Annotated in this window: 18 protein-coding genes; 14 read left to right on the top strand and 4 right to left on the bottom strand. The window is 65.1% G+C overall.

The window, feature by feature from the left end; genetic code table 11:
• Positions 1-105: 105 nt before the first annotated feature.
• The 3 genes from LVY71_RS09585 to LVY71_RS09595 all read left to right on the top strand — a co-directional run bounded on the left by LVY71_RS09585 (position 106) and on the right by LVY71_RS09595 (position 1,710).
• Positions 106-987, top strand: a complete 882-nt coding sequence (locus LVY71_RS09585) for a hypothetical protein (RefSeq protein ID WP_235099562.1) — start codon at positions 106-108, stop codon at positions 985-987.
• Entirely contained in the window at positions 984-1,355 is a 372-nt protein-coding gene (locus tag LVY71_RS09590; protein WP_235099563.1) for a DUF2019 domain-containing protein, read from the top strand. The genes LVY71_RS09585 and LVY71_RS09590 overlap by 4 nt, the downstream gene beginning before the upstream one ends.
• A 115-nt stretch (positions 1,356-1,470) precedes the next feature.
• Complete coding sequence (locus LVY71_RS09595; protein ID WP_235099564.1) at positions 1,471-1,710, top strand: hypothetical protein; 240 nt, start codon at positions 1,471-1,473, stop codon at positions 1,708-1,710.
• Between the two features lie 56 nt (positions 1,711-1,766).
• Here LVY71_RS09595 and LVY71_RS09600 read toward each other — a convergent pair whose 3' ends face one another.
• The gene (locus LVY71_RS09600; protein ID WP_235099565.1) at positions 1,767-2,036 is read right to left on the bottom strand and encodes a hypothetical protein; all 270 of its coding nucleotides are present in this window, start codon (positions 2,034-2,036) and stop codon (positions 1,767-1,769) included.
• Between the two features lie 44 nt (positions 2,037-2,080).
• Entirely contained in the window at positions 2,081-2,848 is a 768-nt protein-coding gene (locus tag LVY71_RS09605) for a S1 family peptidase (protein WP_235099566.1), read from the bottom strand.
• Positions 2,849-2,927: 79 nt separating this feature from the next.
• Between LVY71_RS09605 and LVY71_RS09610 the strand changes: the two genes are divergently transcribed.
• The 7 genes from LVY71_RS09610 (at position 2,928) to LVY71_RS09640 (ending at position 5,965) form a co-directional block, all read left to right on the top strand.
• Positions 2,928-3,497: a head-tail connector protein gene (locus LVY71_RS09610; RefSeq protein WP_235099567.1), complete on the top strand. Its 570-nt coding sequence runs from the start codon at positions 2,928-2,930 to the stop codon at positions 3,495-3,497.
• Positions 3,494-3,814 carry a head-tail adaptor protein gene (locus tag LVY71_RS09615; RefSeq protein WP_235099568.1) on the top strand — a complete coding sequence of 107 codons (321 nt, stop codon included), beginning with the start codon at positions 3,494-3,496 and terminating at the stop codon, positions 3,812-3,814. The genes LVY71_RS09610 and LVY71_RS09615 overlap by 4 nt, the downstream gene beginning before the upstream one ends.
• Before the next feature lie 151 nt (positions 3,815-3,965).
• Positions 3,966-4,376 (top strand): DUF3168 domain-containing protein, encoded by a 411-nt coding sequence (locus tag LVY71_RS09620; RefSeq protein WP_235099569.1) that lies wholly within the window; start codon positions 3,966-3,968, stop codon positions 4,374-4,376.
• 64 nt (positions 4,377-4,440) lie between these two features.
• Positions 4,441-4,848 carry a phage major tail protein, TP901-1 family gene (locus tag LVY71_RS09625; RefSeq protein WP_235099570.1) on the top strand — a complete coding sequence of 136 codons (408 nt, stop codon included), beginning with the start codon at positions 4,441-4,443 and terminating at the stop codon, positions 4,846-4,848.
• A gap of 2 nt (positions 4,849-4,850) precedes the next feature.
• The gene (locus tag LVY71_RS09630; RefSeq protein ID WP_235099571.1) at positions 4,851-5,180 is read left to right on the top strand and encodes a gene transfer agent family protein; all 330 of its coding nucleotides are present in this window, start codon (positions 4,851-4,853) and stop codon (positions 5,178-5,180) included.
• Positions 5,177-5,377, top strand: coding sequence for a rcc01693 family protein (locus LVY71_RS09635; protein WP_235099572.1), 201 nt, complete (start codon positions 5,177-5,179; stop codon positions 5,375-5,377). The genes LVY71_RS09630 and LVY71_RS09635 overlap by 4 nt, the downstream gene beginning before the upstream one ends.
• Before the next feature lie 3 nt (positions 5,378-5,380).
• Positions 5,381-5,965, top strand: coding sequence for a phage tail tape measure protein (locus LVY71_RS09640; protein WP_235099573.1), 585 nt, complete (start codon positions 5,381-5,383; stop codon positions 5,963-5,965).
• Here LVY71_RS09640 and LVY71_RS09645 read toward each other — a convergent pair.
• The gene (locus tag LVY71_RS09645) at positions 5,962-6,198 is read right to left on the bottom strand and encodes a metallothionein (RefSeq protein ID WP_235099574.1); all 237 of its coding nucleotides are present in this window, start codon (positions 6,196-6,198) and stop codon (positions 5,962-5,964) included. The two genes, LVY71_RS09640 and LVY71_RS09645, sit on opposite strands and share 4 nt — an antisense overlap.
• 93 nt (positions 6,199-6,291) lie before the next feature.
• Here LVY71_RS09645 and LVY71_RS09650 point away from each other — a divergent pair, with 93 nt between their 5' ends.
• The 3 genes from LVY71_RS09650 (at position 6,292) to LVY71_RS09660 (ending at position 8,456) form a co-directional block, all read left to right on the top strand.
• The gene (locus LVY71_RS09650; protein ID WP_235099575.1) at positions 6,292-6,936 is read left to right on the top strand and encodes a DUF2460 domain-containing protein; all 645 of its coding nucleotides are present in this window, start codon (positions 6,292-6,294) and stop codon (positions 6,934-6,936) included.
• A complete protein-coding gene (locus tag LVY71_RS09655; RefSeq protein ID WP_235099576.1) occupies positions 6,933-7,823 on the top strand; it encodes a phage/gene transfer agent baseplate hub protein in 891 nt (296 codons plus the stop codon). Before LVY71_RS09650 ends, LVY71_RS09655 begins: the two co-directional genes overlap by 4 nt.
• A 189-nt stretch (positions 7,824-8,012) precedes the next feature.
• Positions 8,013-8,456 carry an NlpC/P60 family protein gene (locus LVY71_RS09660; RefSeq protein WP_235099577.1) on the top strand — a complete coding sequence of 148 codons (444 nt, stop codon included), beginning with the start codon at positions 8,013-8,015 and terminating at the stop codon, positions 8,454-8,456.
• 12 nt (positions 8,457-8,468) lie between these two features.
• Here the strand turns inward: LVY71_RS09660 and LVY71_RS09665 are convergent, their stop codons facing one another.
• Entirely contained in the window at positions 8,469-8,762 is a 294-nt protein-coding gene (locus LVY71_RS09665) for a hypothetical protein (RefSeq protein ID WP_235099578.1), read from the bottom strand.
• On the opposite strand from LVY71_RS09665, the gene LVY71_RS09670 reads away from it, so the two are divergent.
• A complete protein-coding gene (locus tag LVY71_RS09670) occupies positions 8,761-12,639 on the top strand; it encodes a baseplate multidomain protein megatron (protein ID WP_235099579.1) in 3,879 nt (1,292 codons plus the stop codon). The two genes, LVY71_RS09665 and LVY71_RS09670, sit on opposite strands and share 2 nt — an antisense overlap.
• Position 12,640: the final 1 nt, after the last annotated feature.

Consider the following 12,640-nt stretch of genomic DNA (forward strand, 5'->3'; position numbering starts at 1 on the left):
TCTTGTGCCGGACAAAATGAAGACGTGGATCACCGGAACAAGTCCGGTGATGACGACCGGGTGCGTCGATTACTTCATTTTCAAAGATAGTAAAGGCCACTTCGCATGTCCGCACGCGAGGATGTATACGCGCGCCATCAGCAAACGCGATGGATGCAGCCGGATGCGCATCGATGGATGCGGCCCGACGCGGTCCGGTTTCTTAAGCCGGGTACCGATGTCACACGCGTCTTTCCTTCACTTGAGGCCAAGTACAATCCGGGCCAGCCGCGCGTGCCGGCGGGCAGCGGTCGTGAAAGCGGCCGATGGACGGACGGCAGCAATGGCGGCGGCGGGAACGCCGTCGCGTCGCCGATGGGCAGCATCAGCTTTGGCGATCTGCCGGGTTTCAGCGATCTCTTTGCACTGTTTCAGATCACGCCGGACGAGATCGATAATACGGATTTTGACCAGCTTGCTGGTGATGTGCCCGATGGTGGCGGTCCCGAACTTCCGTCTGGCGAGCCGCCGGAAATTCCGCAGCAGAAACCAAAGACCAGCGCGGAACGAACGGCCTATATGCGAGCGGCTGCAAGTTGGCTGGGACGAAATTCCGGCTTGGCGGCCGAAATCTATATCGGCACCATGAATAATGTTGAATGGCTAAAGGATCGCCACGACGTTATTCAGGCCGCTCGCGATGAACCAAAGACTTATGAGGAATTGCAGGCCGGAGTCAGCCAAAGCAGGCGTGGTTACGATACGCACCATGTTGTCGAGCAGACCTGGGCCGAATATTTCGGCTTTTCAAGAAACCAGATTGATGACCCGTCAAATCTGGTTAGTATTCCGAGACTGAAACATTATCAGATCACAGGTTGGTACAGTGCAAAGAGCGAGGCTTTTGGCGGTCTGTCGCCTCGTGAATATCTTAGCGACAAGAACTGGGAAGAACGAAGGCGGGTCGGCTTGGATGCCCTAGTTGGGTTCAAGGTTCTGAAGCAATGAAAAAGGTGAATCTGTCAGGCATGACGACAAAAGAGCTGGTTGAGCGCTTCGCTCAAATTGGACGCGCCCAAGATCAGGCGCTCCTCGGCGGTCAAATATCCAAGTTCAATCGGCTCTTCGATCAAATGGCGGAAATTTCAAAGGAACTTAAAGAGCGTCCCGGCGACCAGCGGCGTGAACTGATGGGACTCTATAATTTTCCGAATATGCAGGTTCGCTTGAAAGCGGCCATTCATACATTGGCGGTGTCGCCAATCGAGGCGCGGGGTCAGCTTGAAATGATCGCCGAGTCAAAATGGTTTCCTCAAGCAGGTGATGCAGGGATGTCCCTGTCGAATCTGAATCGGGGTATCTTCAAGCCGACGTGATTCGAATAGATGCAGCAGACCAATTAGCTTAACGGCGTAGCTGAATGAATATACTCAGTAGCTGCTTCTCTCTTCCAAGGTGTGCGGCCGTGGTGGTACGTATATGCGATTTGTCATGATGCATTCCACTAGGTTCGCTTTTGCCTGCCTGCTGCTTCTCACGGTTGCGGCGCTGTCCTTCTCCGGACCCGCCTTCGCCCGTGGCGGCGGGGTGCCTAACCTGCTGAACTCGCCGGGCTATCAGCGGGCGCTGGAGGAATCGCGCAAGCGATACCGCGAGCAGTCGTCGCAATCGCCTTCGCAGACGTCAGCGGTCGCGCCGCGCAAGAGAATGAAACATCGCGAACATCACTGACGCCATCTGCGTCAGATCTCGGCGGGGTGGCCCGCCGCAGCGTCAGGCTTGCGGGTCTATCGCCCGACGCCAACACCGAAGCCGACATCGACCGCGCCGCCGATCTGGATGCACGTGTCCGAGCCCGCCATGCGGACGAATCCGGCGCCGAACTGCGCGCATGAATCCGGCGGACGCGCGCGGACGGCATAGGCGGGTTTCTGCGCGCTAATACGATGCCGTTTGGCTTTGACGCCGGGCGATGTATCGGACGCGGCGAAGGCTGCGCCGCTTTGCGATACGATCGCGGCGAGCAGGCAGGAAACAAGGATACGGCGGAATGACATGAGCGTGCGTCCGGTTGCGGCGACACCCTGCGCCGCCGATGTGGTCAGATCGGGGCGCCCCAGCTTCGCGCCGTCTTCAGGATCCAGTCTCTATATAACGTCAGCGGCGTCACGCCGGTAAGGCCGCCGCAGCCGTCGGCATTGTTCGCGCCGGTGGACCAGCTCACCACGCCGACAATGAGGCTCGTGCCGTTCTGGTCCTCGAACACCGGCGCGCCGGAATCCCCGGTGCAGGCGCCGGTGCCGGTGCGCTTGTTCTGGGTGAGCGGATCGACCAGGCGGATTTGCAGCGTGCCCGGATTGCCTGTGACCGTGAGTCCCGCCGCGCGGACGGTGCCGACCCCGGCATCGCTGCCCGACGCGGTTGTGCCGATGCCCGCGATGGTGAACGGCGCACCCGGCATGATCGGAATGCGCGGCGCACCGAGCGTCGCGGGCGATTTGCCGGGCACCGGCGCGGGCAGTTGCAGCAGCGCGACATCGGCGGTGGCGCGATGCGCGTTCATCGCCTGCATGTTGAACTGCGGATGGGTCGCGACCTTCTGCGCGGTGATGAGCCGCGGCGGCTGCGTGGTGTAGTCGATCACGCGATATGACGTGTTCGGCGTGATGCAGTGACCTGCGGTCAAGACAATGGTCGGCGCGATCAATGAGCCGGTGCAGACATTGCCGCGCGAGCCGATCACGGTGACGATCGAGCGAGCAATGGCGTCGGACGGCGCGGAGCGGCTGCCGACGATGGCGTGCGACGGCTGCGTCAGGGCGAGAATTGCAATTGCAAGAAGAATGGTGCGTCGGAGCGGCAGGATCATCCGCAAGGTTGAGCCTTGCCGCGCGGCTTTTGTCAACCGGTCCGGCCACAGGACGTTTCTCGATACGAAAGTGTGAACAATGCCCGCATTCCTTCTCACCGCACCGGCGGCTGAACCGCTGTCGCTTGCCGACGCCAAGGGCTTTCTGCGCGTGGAGCACGACGCCGACGATGCGATCATTACCTCGCTGGTGTCGGCTGCGCGCAATCATGTCGAGGCGCTGACGCGCTGCGCGCTGATCGCGCAGACCTGGCGGCTGGTGCTCGACCGCTGGCCGGACGGCGGGCGCATCAAGCTGCGCATCGGTCCGCTGCGTTCGCTCGCGGCGGTGCGGGTGTTCAATGCGGCCGGCGAGGCGAGCGGGATCGATCCCGAGACATTCGTGCTCGACCGCGCCGCGGGCGTTGTCGCCGCGCCGGGCTGGTCGTTGCCGCCGCCGGGGCGCAGCGTCGCAGGAATCGAACTCGACATTGAAATGGGTTTCGGCGAGACCCCGTCCGACGTGCCGCCGAGATTGTTGCAGGCGATCCGCATGCTGGTGGCGCACTGGTACGAGAACCGCGGGCTGATCGCCATCGGACAGTCGGTCGCGATGATGCCAGCCAGTGTCAACGCCATGATCGCGTCGCATCGGGTGCTGTCGCTATGACCGATCCCGGACAGTTGAAAACGCGGCTGGTGGTTCAGCAGCCGATCGCGATGCCCGACGATCAGGGCGGCGTGACGCGCACCTGGATCACGTTCGCGACCGTGTGGGCGCAGGTGACGCCGCTCGCGGCGCGGCGCGACGTGCAGGCCGACAGCGACGGGGCGACCCAGTCCTATCGCATCCTCCTGCGCAGCCATCTCTCGCTGACGTTGCAGCATCGCTTCAGCGACGGCGCGCGGATCTATCGCATCGTCGCGATCCGCGAGCGCGACGACCGCCGCTTCATCGAGATCGATGCGGATGTGCGGGTGACATAAGAGACGCTTCCATGTCCCGGACGCGATACAGCACAAAGTGCTGCTTCGCAGAGCCGGGACCGTCTCGAACGCCGCCTTACGGCCCCGGCTCAGCATCGCACCGCTCCGCGCTGCGATGCGTCCGGGGCACAGCACAGGAAAGACCACATCCATGACCACAGCCAACGTGGCGCTGCGCGCCGCGATCCATGCGGCCTTGCGTGACGACGGCGCGCTCACCGCCGCGCTGGGCGGTACGCATATTTACGACGAGCCGCCGCGCGACGCCGCGTTTCCCTACGTGACCCTGGGCGAGGCGCGGCTGATCGACGCCTCGTCCGACGGCGGCGAGACGCAGGAGCATCAGCTCACGCTGCACGCCTGGTCGCGCAAGGGCGGCCATCGCGAGGCTCATGTCATCGCCGGCGCGCTGCTGCACGCGCTCGACGACGCGCCGCTCACGCTCGGCGGACACCGGCTGGTGAACCTGCGGTTCTCGATTGCCGACATCCGGCGCGAATCCGACGGCCGCACCTATCACGCGCTGGTGCGGTTTCGCGCCGTCACCGAACCGGTTTCATAGCGAATTCAGCAAAAGTGGATGCCGGTTCTGCGTCCGAAGTTGCTTCCAGAACAAGGAGACTCTCATGGCCGCCCAGAAAGGCAAGGACCTGCTGCTGAAAATGCACGACGGGACGAACTTCGTCAGCGTCGCCGGGTTGCGCAGCCGCAGGATCGCATTCAACGCCGAAACCGTCGACGTCACCCACGCGGAATCCACCGAGCGCTGGCGCGAACTGCTGGCGGGCGCCGGCGTCAAGCGCGCGTCGGTGTCGGGCCGGGGTTTGTTCAAGGACTCCGCGTCCGATGCGATGGTGCGGCAGGCGTTCTTCGACGGCGCGCTGAAATCCTGTCAGGTCGTGGTGCCGGACTTCGGCGTCATCGAGGGCCCGTTCCAGATTTCAGGCTTCGAGTTTTCCGGCGAGCACAACGGCGAGGTGACGTTCGATCTGTCGCTGGAGTCGGCGGGCGCGCTGACGTTTGCTGCGAGCTGACCATGCCCAATACCTATCGCGGGGAGATCGCCGCCCACCTAGGTGGGCGGCAGCGGACGCTGGTGCTGACATTGGGCGCGCTGGCCGAACTGGAATCCGCGTTCGGCGCAAGCGATCTGATGGCGCTGGCGGAACGGTTCGGCACCGGGCGGTTGTCGGCGCGCGATCTGGTGCGGATCATCGCGGCCGGATTGCGCGGCGCGGGCGAGGCGATTTCCGACGACGACGTCGCCACGCTGACCGTGGACGGCGGCGCGGCAGGTTATGTGCGGGTCGCGGCCGATCTGATTGCTGCGACGTTCGATGGCGCGGCGGCTGGCGAGGCGCGATGAAACCGTTTCCGTGGAGTGAGGCGATCGGCTTCGGCCTGGGCGTGCTGCGGTTGCCGCCGGAGCAGTTCTGGCGGATGACGCCGCGCGAACTCGGCTATGCCATCGCCGCGGTGCGCGGCCCTGGCCGTGCGCCGATCGATCGCGCGGCGCTCGATGACCTGATGCAGAAATTTCCCGACATGCCGGGTGGAGAATAAATCATGGCTCTGGATTCATCCGGCGAGGACGTCTCGCTGACGCTGGGCGCGCTCGGTACGCGGACGCGCGAACTCACCGCCGGCGCGACCGCGTTCTCGCGGGCGATGACCGGCGCTTTCACCGCGTCGGTGGCCGGCGGCAAACAGTTCGACGATGTGCTGAAGTCGCTGACGCTGCGGCTGTCCGACCTTGCGGTGCGGATGGCATTCAGGCCGCTGGAGAAGAGCATCTCGGGCGGCATCGAGAGCTTGCTCTCGGGCCTCGCGGGGGTCGGCGGCTCGGCTGCGATCACCCAGAAAGCCGCGCTCGGTGCGGTGAAGCCGTTCGCCAGCGGAGGCGTGATCGGCACTCCGACTTACTTTCCGCTGATGCAGGGCGGCGTCGGTCTGGCGGGAGAGGCGGGGCCGGAAGCGATCATGCCGCTGGCGCGCGGGCCTGACGGCCGGCTCGGCGTTGCCGGGCATGGCGGAGGCGCAAGCATCACCATCCAGATCGCGACGCCGGACCTCGACAGTTTCCGCCGCTCGGAGACCTACATCACCGGCCAGATCGCACGCGCGGTCTCGCGCGGGCAGCGCAGCCTCTAGTTCTGCCGGTCCTTGAGACCCTTGACGCCCTGGTGCTCCGCGCAGTGGTCGCAGCAATAAAACTTGCCGCTGTCCTCAAGGCCGTGGCCGACAATGCGGATTCCGCAATTCTCGCAGACCGGGGCCAGCGCATGGATCGCGCATTCGAAGCTGTCATAGGTGTGGGTCTTGCCGCCGACGGTCACCTGAAACGCCTTGTCGTAATCGTTTCCGCAGGTTTCGCATTGAGCCATCTCTGATCTCCGTTGGTTGCGACGACATCCGGTCAGTCAATGAATGGAACGCCTGCCGGTTCCGCGCCAGCGCCACAAACACCGGATTGAACGATGCCCGCCAGCTTCCATGACGTGCTGTTTCCGCTCGACATCGCGCTGAAGAGCGCGGGTGGGCCGGAGCGGCGTACCGACATCATCACGTTCGGATCGGGGCGCGAGGAGCGCAACGCGCGCTGGGCGCATTCGCGCCGCCGCTTCGACGCCGGCTATGGCGTGAAGACGCTCGACGCCTTGCAGCAGGTGGTGGTGTTCTTCGAGGAGCGTCGTGGACAGCTTTATGGCTTTCGCTGGCGCGACCGGCTCGATCATTCCTCCGCGCTTCCCGCCGGGGCGATCTCGCCGCTCGACCAGACGCTGGGAAGTGGCGACGGCGAGCGCACCGCGTTTCAACTGATCAAGACCTACGGCAGCATCTATGCGCCCTATACGCGCACGGTGACGAAGCCGGTGCCGGGCAGCGTTCGTGTTGCCGTCGGCGGCGAGGAGGTTGCCTCCGGCGCGGCATTCACCTGCGATGCGGCGGCCGGTGTCGTGACATTTCTGCCGGGACATGTTCCCGCCAGCGGCGCGGCAGTGACGGCAGGATTCCTGTTCGATGTGCCGGTGCGGTTCGATACCGATTATCTCGAGGTCGATCTGTCCGCTTTTGCGGCGGGCGCGATTCCGAAAATTCCGCTGGTGGAGATCCGGGTGTGAGAAATATTCCAGCCGCCTTGCAGGCCAAGCTCGAGTCCGGCGTGACCACGCTGTGTCATTGCTGGAAGCTGACGCGGCGTGACGATGTGGTGCAGGGATTCACCGACCACGACGACGACCTGGTGATCGACGGCGTCACCTATCGCGCGGGCACCGGCTTCATCTCATCCGAGGCCACCAGCCGGTTCGATTTGTCGGTGGATGGCGCGGAGATCGCGGGCGCGCTGTCGGACGATGCGCTGCTGGACAGCGATCTCGCAGCGGGCCGCTACGACGCGGCCAGCGTCGAGACCTGGCTGGTGGACTGGAGCGACGTCTCGTTGCGCGTGCTGACCGCGCGCTCGACCCTCGGCGAGGTGAAGCGCGAGGGGCAGGCGTTCAGCGCCGAACTGCGCGGGTTGGCGGATTCATTGTCGCAGGACAGCGGGCGTCTGTTCACCGCGCGATGCAGCGCCGATCTCGGCGACGCGCATTGCCGGTTCGATCTGGTTGCGGGGGGACTGCAGGGCGAGGGGATCGTCACGTCGATCGAGTCCACGTCCACGATTGTCGCGGATGGCCTTGATGAGTTCGACGAAGGTGTCTTCACCGGCGGCAAGCTGACCTGGATTGATGGAGCCAATGCCGGCCTGTCGGTGGAGATCAAGGAACATCGCATGGCGTCCGGCCACGCGCGGCTGTCGCTGTGGCAGGCGATGCCGGAACTGATCGCGAGCGGCGATACGTTCACCGTCGCGGCGGGATGCGACAAGCGCTTTGTCACCTGCCGGGCGCGCTTCAATAACGTCATCAACTTTCGCGGCTTCCCGCAAATCCCCGGCAACGACTTCGTCATCGCATCGCCGGATGCCGGTGCGGGCAACGACGGCGGGTCGATGGCGGGGTGAAGGCATCTAGTGATCCCGAGGTGCGAACCACATACGATGTCGTCCCCGCGAAGGCGGAGACCCATACTCCCTGTCAGTGCTTTTCACAAAGAAGACCACGGTCATCTCGGTTTACTTCCGGATGCGGTGGTTATGGGTCCCCGCCTTCGCCGGGACGACGAACTTTCAAAACTTGGTCGGAAGGATCGAATGACCCAACCACTCACCCGCGCCGCCATCGTTGCCGAGGCGCGCGCATGGATCGGCACGCGCTATCGCCATCAAGGATCGGTGAAAGGCGTCGGCTGCGATTGTCTCGGTCTGGTGCGCGGGGTCTGGCGCAACTGCGTCGGCTCTGAACCGGAAGCGCCGCCGGCTTACGCGCCGGATTGGGCAGAGGCATCGGGCAGCGAGACGCTGGCCGAGGCGGCGGAGCGCCATCTTGTTCCTGTCGCGCGTGACGACATTCGCGGCGGCGACGTGCTGCTGTTCCGCTGGCGCGACGGCTTCGTCGCCAAGCACGCGGCAATCGCGACCGGCCAGAGCACCATGATCCACGCCCACGATGGCGCGGCGGTGTGCGAGGTCGCGCTGTCGCCGTGGTGGCGAAGGCGGCTGGCGTTCGTGTTCCGGTTCCCGGGAGTGGTGGAGTAATGGCCGAAACAATCACGGGTCGTCCCGGCGCAGGCCGGGACCCATCAGCCCTGTCGACGCATTCAAAATAAATCTCTCGGCCATCTCGCTACAACTCGGAATGCGGTGGTTATGGGTCCCGGCCTGCGCCGGGACGACGATGAAATGTTTCATGGCAGATGTGTCCCGGACGCGGTGCGGCACGTAGTGCTGCTCCGCAGAGCCGGGACCGTTACGAACGCTTTCTTTGCGGTCCCGGATCAGCAGCGCACCGCTACGCGCTGCGCCGCATCCGGGACACAGAAACACCATCGACGGGTTCTCCATGGCAGCTCTTGTTCTCTCGGTCGCAGGCGGTGCGGCGGGCGCGGTGTTCGGACCCGCGGGCGCGATCGCGGGCCGCATCGCCGGCGCGCTGGCCGGCAACATCATCGACCGCGCGATGTTCGCGCAGGACGCGAGCCGCAGCGTGCAGGGGCCGCGGCTGGCCGATCTCGACGTCATGGCGTCCACCGAAGGCGCGCCGATCCCGCGCGTCTATGGCCGCGCGCGCCTCTCCGGACAAGTGATCTGGGCGACGCGCCTGGAAGAAGTCGTCTCCACGCGCACCGAGACGTCCGGCGGCGGCGGCGGCAAGGGTGGTATCACCGGCGGCGGGGGCGGCGCCGCCGTCACGACCACCACGACCACATACTCTTATTATGCCAACTTCGCGGTCGGGCTGTGCGAAGGCGAGATCGGCCATGTCGGCCGCATCTGGGCCGACGGCAAGCCGCTCGATCTCTCCGGCCTCAACGCGCGCGTTCATCGTGGCGGCGAGGAGCAGGAACCGGACGACCTGATCGTCGCGAAAGAAGGTGCGGGCAACGCGCCGGCCTATCGCGGTCTCGCATACGTCGTGTTCGAGCGGCTGCCGCTGGCGGATTTCGGCAATCGGATTCCGCAACTGTCGTTCGAGATTGTCCGCCCCATCGGCCAGCTCGAACGGATGGCGCGGGCGGTGACGCTGATTCCGGGCGCGACCGAATTCGGCTACGAGACATCGCCGGTGGTGCGCGTGCTGGGTCCGGGGCAGTCCGCGCCGGAGAACCGTCACGTCACCAGCGCCGCATCGAATGTTATCGCATCGCTCGACGACTTGCAGGCGACATGTCCGAATCTCGAACGTGTCGCGATTGTGGTGGCGTGGTTCGGCAGCGATCTGCGCGCAGGCAACTGCACCGTGCGGCCGGGCGTGGACAACGCCATCAAGGTCACGTCGGGCGGCACATGGTCGGTGGCCGGATTAAGCCGCGCGGGCGCGTATGTGGTGTCGTCCGTCGATGGCCGTCCGTCCTATGGCGGCACGCCGTCCGACGACAGCCTGCGCCATCTGATCGCGGAGTTGAAAGCGCGCGGGCTGAAGGTCACACTTTATCCGTTCCTGATGATGGACATTGCGCCGGGCAACACACTGACCGATCCGTGGACCGGTGCTGCCTCGCAGCCGGCGTTTCCCTGGCGCGGCCGCATCACATGCCATCCCGCGCCGGGCGAAAGCGGGTCGCCGGACGGCACGGATGCGGCGGCCACGCAGGTCCAAAGTTTCTTTTCTGGCGGCGGCCCAAGCGGCTGGAATTATCGCCGCATGATTCTGCACTACGCCAACCTTGCCGTATCCTGCGGCGGCGTCGATGCGTTCCTGATCGGATCGGAACTGAAAGCGCTGACGCGCGTTCGTTCCGCATCAGGCATCTATCCGGCGGTGACTGCGCTGGCGACACTGGCCTCGGATGTAAAGGCCATCGTCGGCGCGGGCACCGTCGTGACCTATGGCGCGGATTGGACCGAATACGGTTCGCATGTGATCGGCGACGAGGTGCGGTTTCCGCTCGATCCGCTGTGGGCCTCATCGGCCATCGACGCCGTCGGCATCGACTACTACGCGCCGCTGTCGGACTGGCGCGACGATGCGGGTCATCTCGACGCTGCGATCGCGTCATCCATTCATGATCGCGGTTATCTGGCGGCGAACCTCAACGGTGGTGAAGCCTACGATTGGTACTACGCGGATGATGCCGCGCGCGCCGCGCAGGACCGTTCGCCGGTTACCGATGGTCTGGATAAGCCATGGATCTATCGCGCCAAGGATTTATGGAACTGGTGGGCGAACGAACATGTCGAGCGGGTCGATGGCGTTGAGCTCGGCAGCGCGACGGCATGGACGCCGCGCAGCAAGCCGATCTGGCTGACGGAAGTCGGCTGTCCCGCTGTCGACAAGGGTGCGAACCAGCCCAGCGTATTTCCAGATCCGAAATCCGCCGAGGGCAACGTTCCGTATTTCTCCAGTGGCCAGCGCGACGACCTGATCCAGCGCCGCTATCTTGAAACCATCATTGCTGCGTTCGATCCGGAGTTCGGTGGAGATGGACTCAATCCGGTGTCGCCGGTCTATGGCGAACGCATGGTCGATGTGTCGGGTCTGCATCTGTGGACCTGGGACGCGCGGCCCTATCCGGTGTTTCCGGCGGCAGTGGATGTATGGAGCGACGGGCCGAACTGGCAAACCGGCCACTGGCTGACCGGACGGCTCGGCGCCGCGCCGCTCGATGCACTTGTCGGCGCCATCCTCGATGATGCGGCGGTCACGAATGCAAGAACGGATTCTTTGCGCGAAAGCTGCGATGGTTACGTGATCGACCGGCCGATGTCGCCGCGCGCGGCGATCGATCCCCTCGCAATGGCGTATGGTTTCGACGCCACGGTGGCGGGCGGCGAACTGACCTTCGTGCAGCGCGGCGCGGCACCCGTCGTGGAGATCACGGAAGACGATCTGGTCGATCCCGCGAAGGGCGCGCTGGCGCGGCTGACGCGCGGGCAGGAGACGGAACTGCCGCGCGAGGTCTCGTTCGGCTTCACCGATGGCGCGGCCGACTATCGCCGCTCGGCGGTGACCTCGCGGCGGCTGGTGGGCGGCTCCAACCGCACGCTGCATTCGGATTTCGCGCTGGTGACGGACGATGCCGCCGCCACGCGGCGCGCCGACATCTGGTTGCAGGATCTGTGGGCCGGGCGCGAAAGCGCCGAATTCGCGCTGGGTATGAAGGCGCTGGCGCTAACGCCGGGCGATGTGGTCGGCGTCACCATCAACGCGCGGCGGCGGCTGTTCGAGATCGGGGAGTTGGTCGATACCACGTCGCGGCAAATCAGGGCGCGCAGCATCGATCCTGAAGTCTTTTCGGTGCCGCTGTTCGCGCCGCGCGTGAAGCCGCCGGTTATCCCGCCCGCGCTGGGGCCGGTGCAGGCGCTGGTGCTCGATCTGCCGCTTCTTGATTCAACCGAACCTCCGGTGCTGACGCGGCTGGCGGTGTTCGCCGATCCCTGGCCGGGTTCGGTGACGGTGTGGCGCTCCATTGACGGACTGAGTTTCGAGCGGGCCGCGACGGCGTTCGCGCCCTCGGTGATCGGTGAGACGCTCGATCCGCTGCCGGCGGGTCCGGCCAGCCGCTGGGATCGCGGCGGCGCTGTGCGCGTGCAGCTTTACGGCGGCGCGCTGGTATCGGTCGGCGATGCGCGCGTGCTCGACGGCGCCAATGCGGCGGCGGTGCTCAATGCGGAGGGCGCATGGGAAATCCTTCAATTCGCCAATGCCGAACTGGTGGACGAGAAAGTCTACAGGCTTTCGCGGCTGCTGCGCGGGCAGGCCGGCAGCGACTACGCCATCGCATCGCCGCTGGCGGCCAGCGCGCCATTCGTGCTGCTGGACGATCATCTGATTCCGCTGGCGAGCGGTCTCGGCGCGCTTGACCGCACTATTCATCTGCGCATCGTCGCCACCGGCCGCAATCACGACGATCCGTCGGCGCTGGCGCTGACGGTGACGCCGCAGCCGACCGCGCTGACGCCGCTGTCGCCGGTGCACGTTCGCGCAGCGCGCAACGGTGACGGCATCCACGTGTCGTGGATTCGCAGGACACGGCGCGATGGCGATACCTGGAGCGCCGAAGTGCCGCTCGGTGAGGATGGCGAGGCTTACACCCTGGAGATTCTCTCCGGCGCGTCGGTGGTGCGTAGCATCCCCTGCACGTCGCCGTTTGCGCTTTACACAAGCGCCGATGAACTTGCTGACTTCGGCGCGCCGCAAACCGGTCTGCACGGCCGCGTCGTGCAGATATCGAGCACCGTGGGGCGGGGCCATCCCGCCGAATTCACTCTCACGCTCTGAG

This window comes from Bradyrhizobium sp. G127, from assembly GCF_021502575.1.
Classification (GTDB): Bacteria; Pseudomonadota; Alphaproteobacteria; order Rhizobiales; family Xanthobacteraceae; genus Afipia.

What these genes read in the sequence shown, in the direction of transcription:
- LVY71_RS09635 (WP_235099572.1), top strand. Translation starts at nt 5,177, where the DNA reads ATGAAACCGTTTCCGTGGAGTGAGGCGATCGGCTTCGGCCTGGGCGTG.
- LVY71_RS09650 (WP_235099575.1), top strand. Translation starts at nt 6,292, where the DNA reads ATGCCCGCCAGCTTCCATGACGTGCTGTTTCCGCTCGACATCGCGCTG.
- LVY71_RS09620 (WP_235099569.1), top strand. Translation starts at nt 3,966, where the DNA reads ATGACCACAGCCAACGTGGCGCTGCGCGCCGCGATCCATGCGGCCTTG.
- LVY71_RS09610 (WP_235099567.1), top strand. Translation starts at nt 2,928, where the DNA reads ATGCCCGCATTCCTTCTCACCGCACCGGCGGCTGAACCGCTGTCGCTT.
- LVY71_RS09590 (WP_235099563.1), top strand. Translation starts at nt 984, where the DNA reads ATGAAAAAGGTGAATCTGTCAGGCATGACGACAAAAGAGCTGGTTGAG.
- LVY71_RS09615 (WP_235099568.1), top strand. Translation starts at nt 3,494, where the DNA reads ATGACCGATCCCGGACAGTTGAAAACGCGGCTGGTGGTTCAGCAGCCG.
- LVY71_RS09595 (WP_235099564.1), top strand. Translation starts at nt 1,471, where the DNA reads ATGATGCATTCCACTAGGTTCGCTTTTGCCTGCCTGCTGCTTCTCACG.
- LVY71_RS09600 (WP_235099565.1), bottom strand. Translation starts at nt 2,036, where the DNA reads ATGTCATTCCGCCGTATCCTTGTTTCCTGCCTGCTCGCCGCGATCGTA.
- LVY71_RS09665 (WP_235099578.1), bottom strand. Translation starts at nt 8,762, where the DNA reads ATGGAGAACCCGTCGATGGTGTTTCTGTGTCCCGGATGCGGCGCAGCG.
- LVY71_RS09645 (WP_235099574.1), bottom strand. Translation starts at nt 6,198, where the DNA reads ATGGCTCAATGCGAAACCTGCGGAAACGATTACGACAAGGCGTTTCAG.
- LVY71_RS09630 (WP_235099571.1), top strand. Translation starts at nt 4,851, where the DNA reads ATGCCCAATACCTATCGCGGGGAGATCGCCGCCCACCTAGGTGGGCGG.
- LVY71_RS09585 (WP_235099562.1), top strand. Translation starts at nt 106, where the DNA reads ATGTCCGCACGCGAGGATGTATACGCGCGCCATCAGCAAACGCGATGG.
- LVY71_RS09640 (WP_235099573.1), top strand. Translation starts at nt 5,381, where the DNA reads ATGGCTCTGGATTCATCCGGCGAGGACGTCTCGCTGACGCTGGGCGCG.
- LVY71_RS09625 (WP_235099570.1), top strand. Translation starts at nt 4,441, where the DNA reads ATGGCCGCCCAGAAAGGCAAGGACCTGCTGCTGAAAATGCACGACGGG.
- LVY71_RS09660 (WP_235099577.1), top strand. Translation starts at nt 8,013, where the DNA reads ATGACCCAACCACTCACCCGCGCCGCCATCGTTGCCGAGGCGCGCGCA.
- LVY71_RS09605 (WP_235099566.1), bottom strand. Translation starts at nt 2,848, where the DNA reads ATGATCCTGCCGCTCCGACGCACCATTCTTCTTGCAATTGCAATTCTC.
- LVY71_RS09670 (WP_235099579.1), top strand. Translation starts at nt 8,761, where the DNA reads ATGGCAGCTCTTGTTCTCTCGGTCGCAGGCGGTGCGGCGGGCGCGGTG.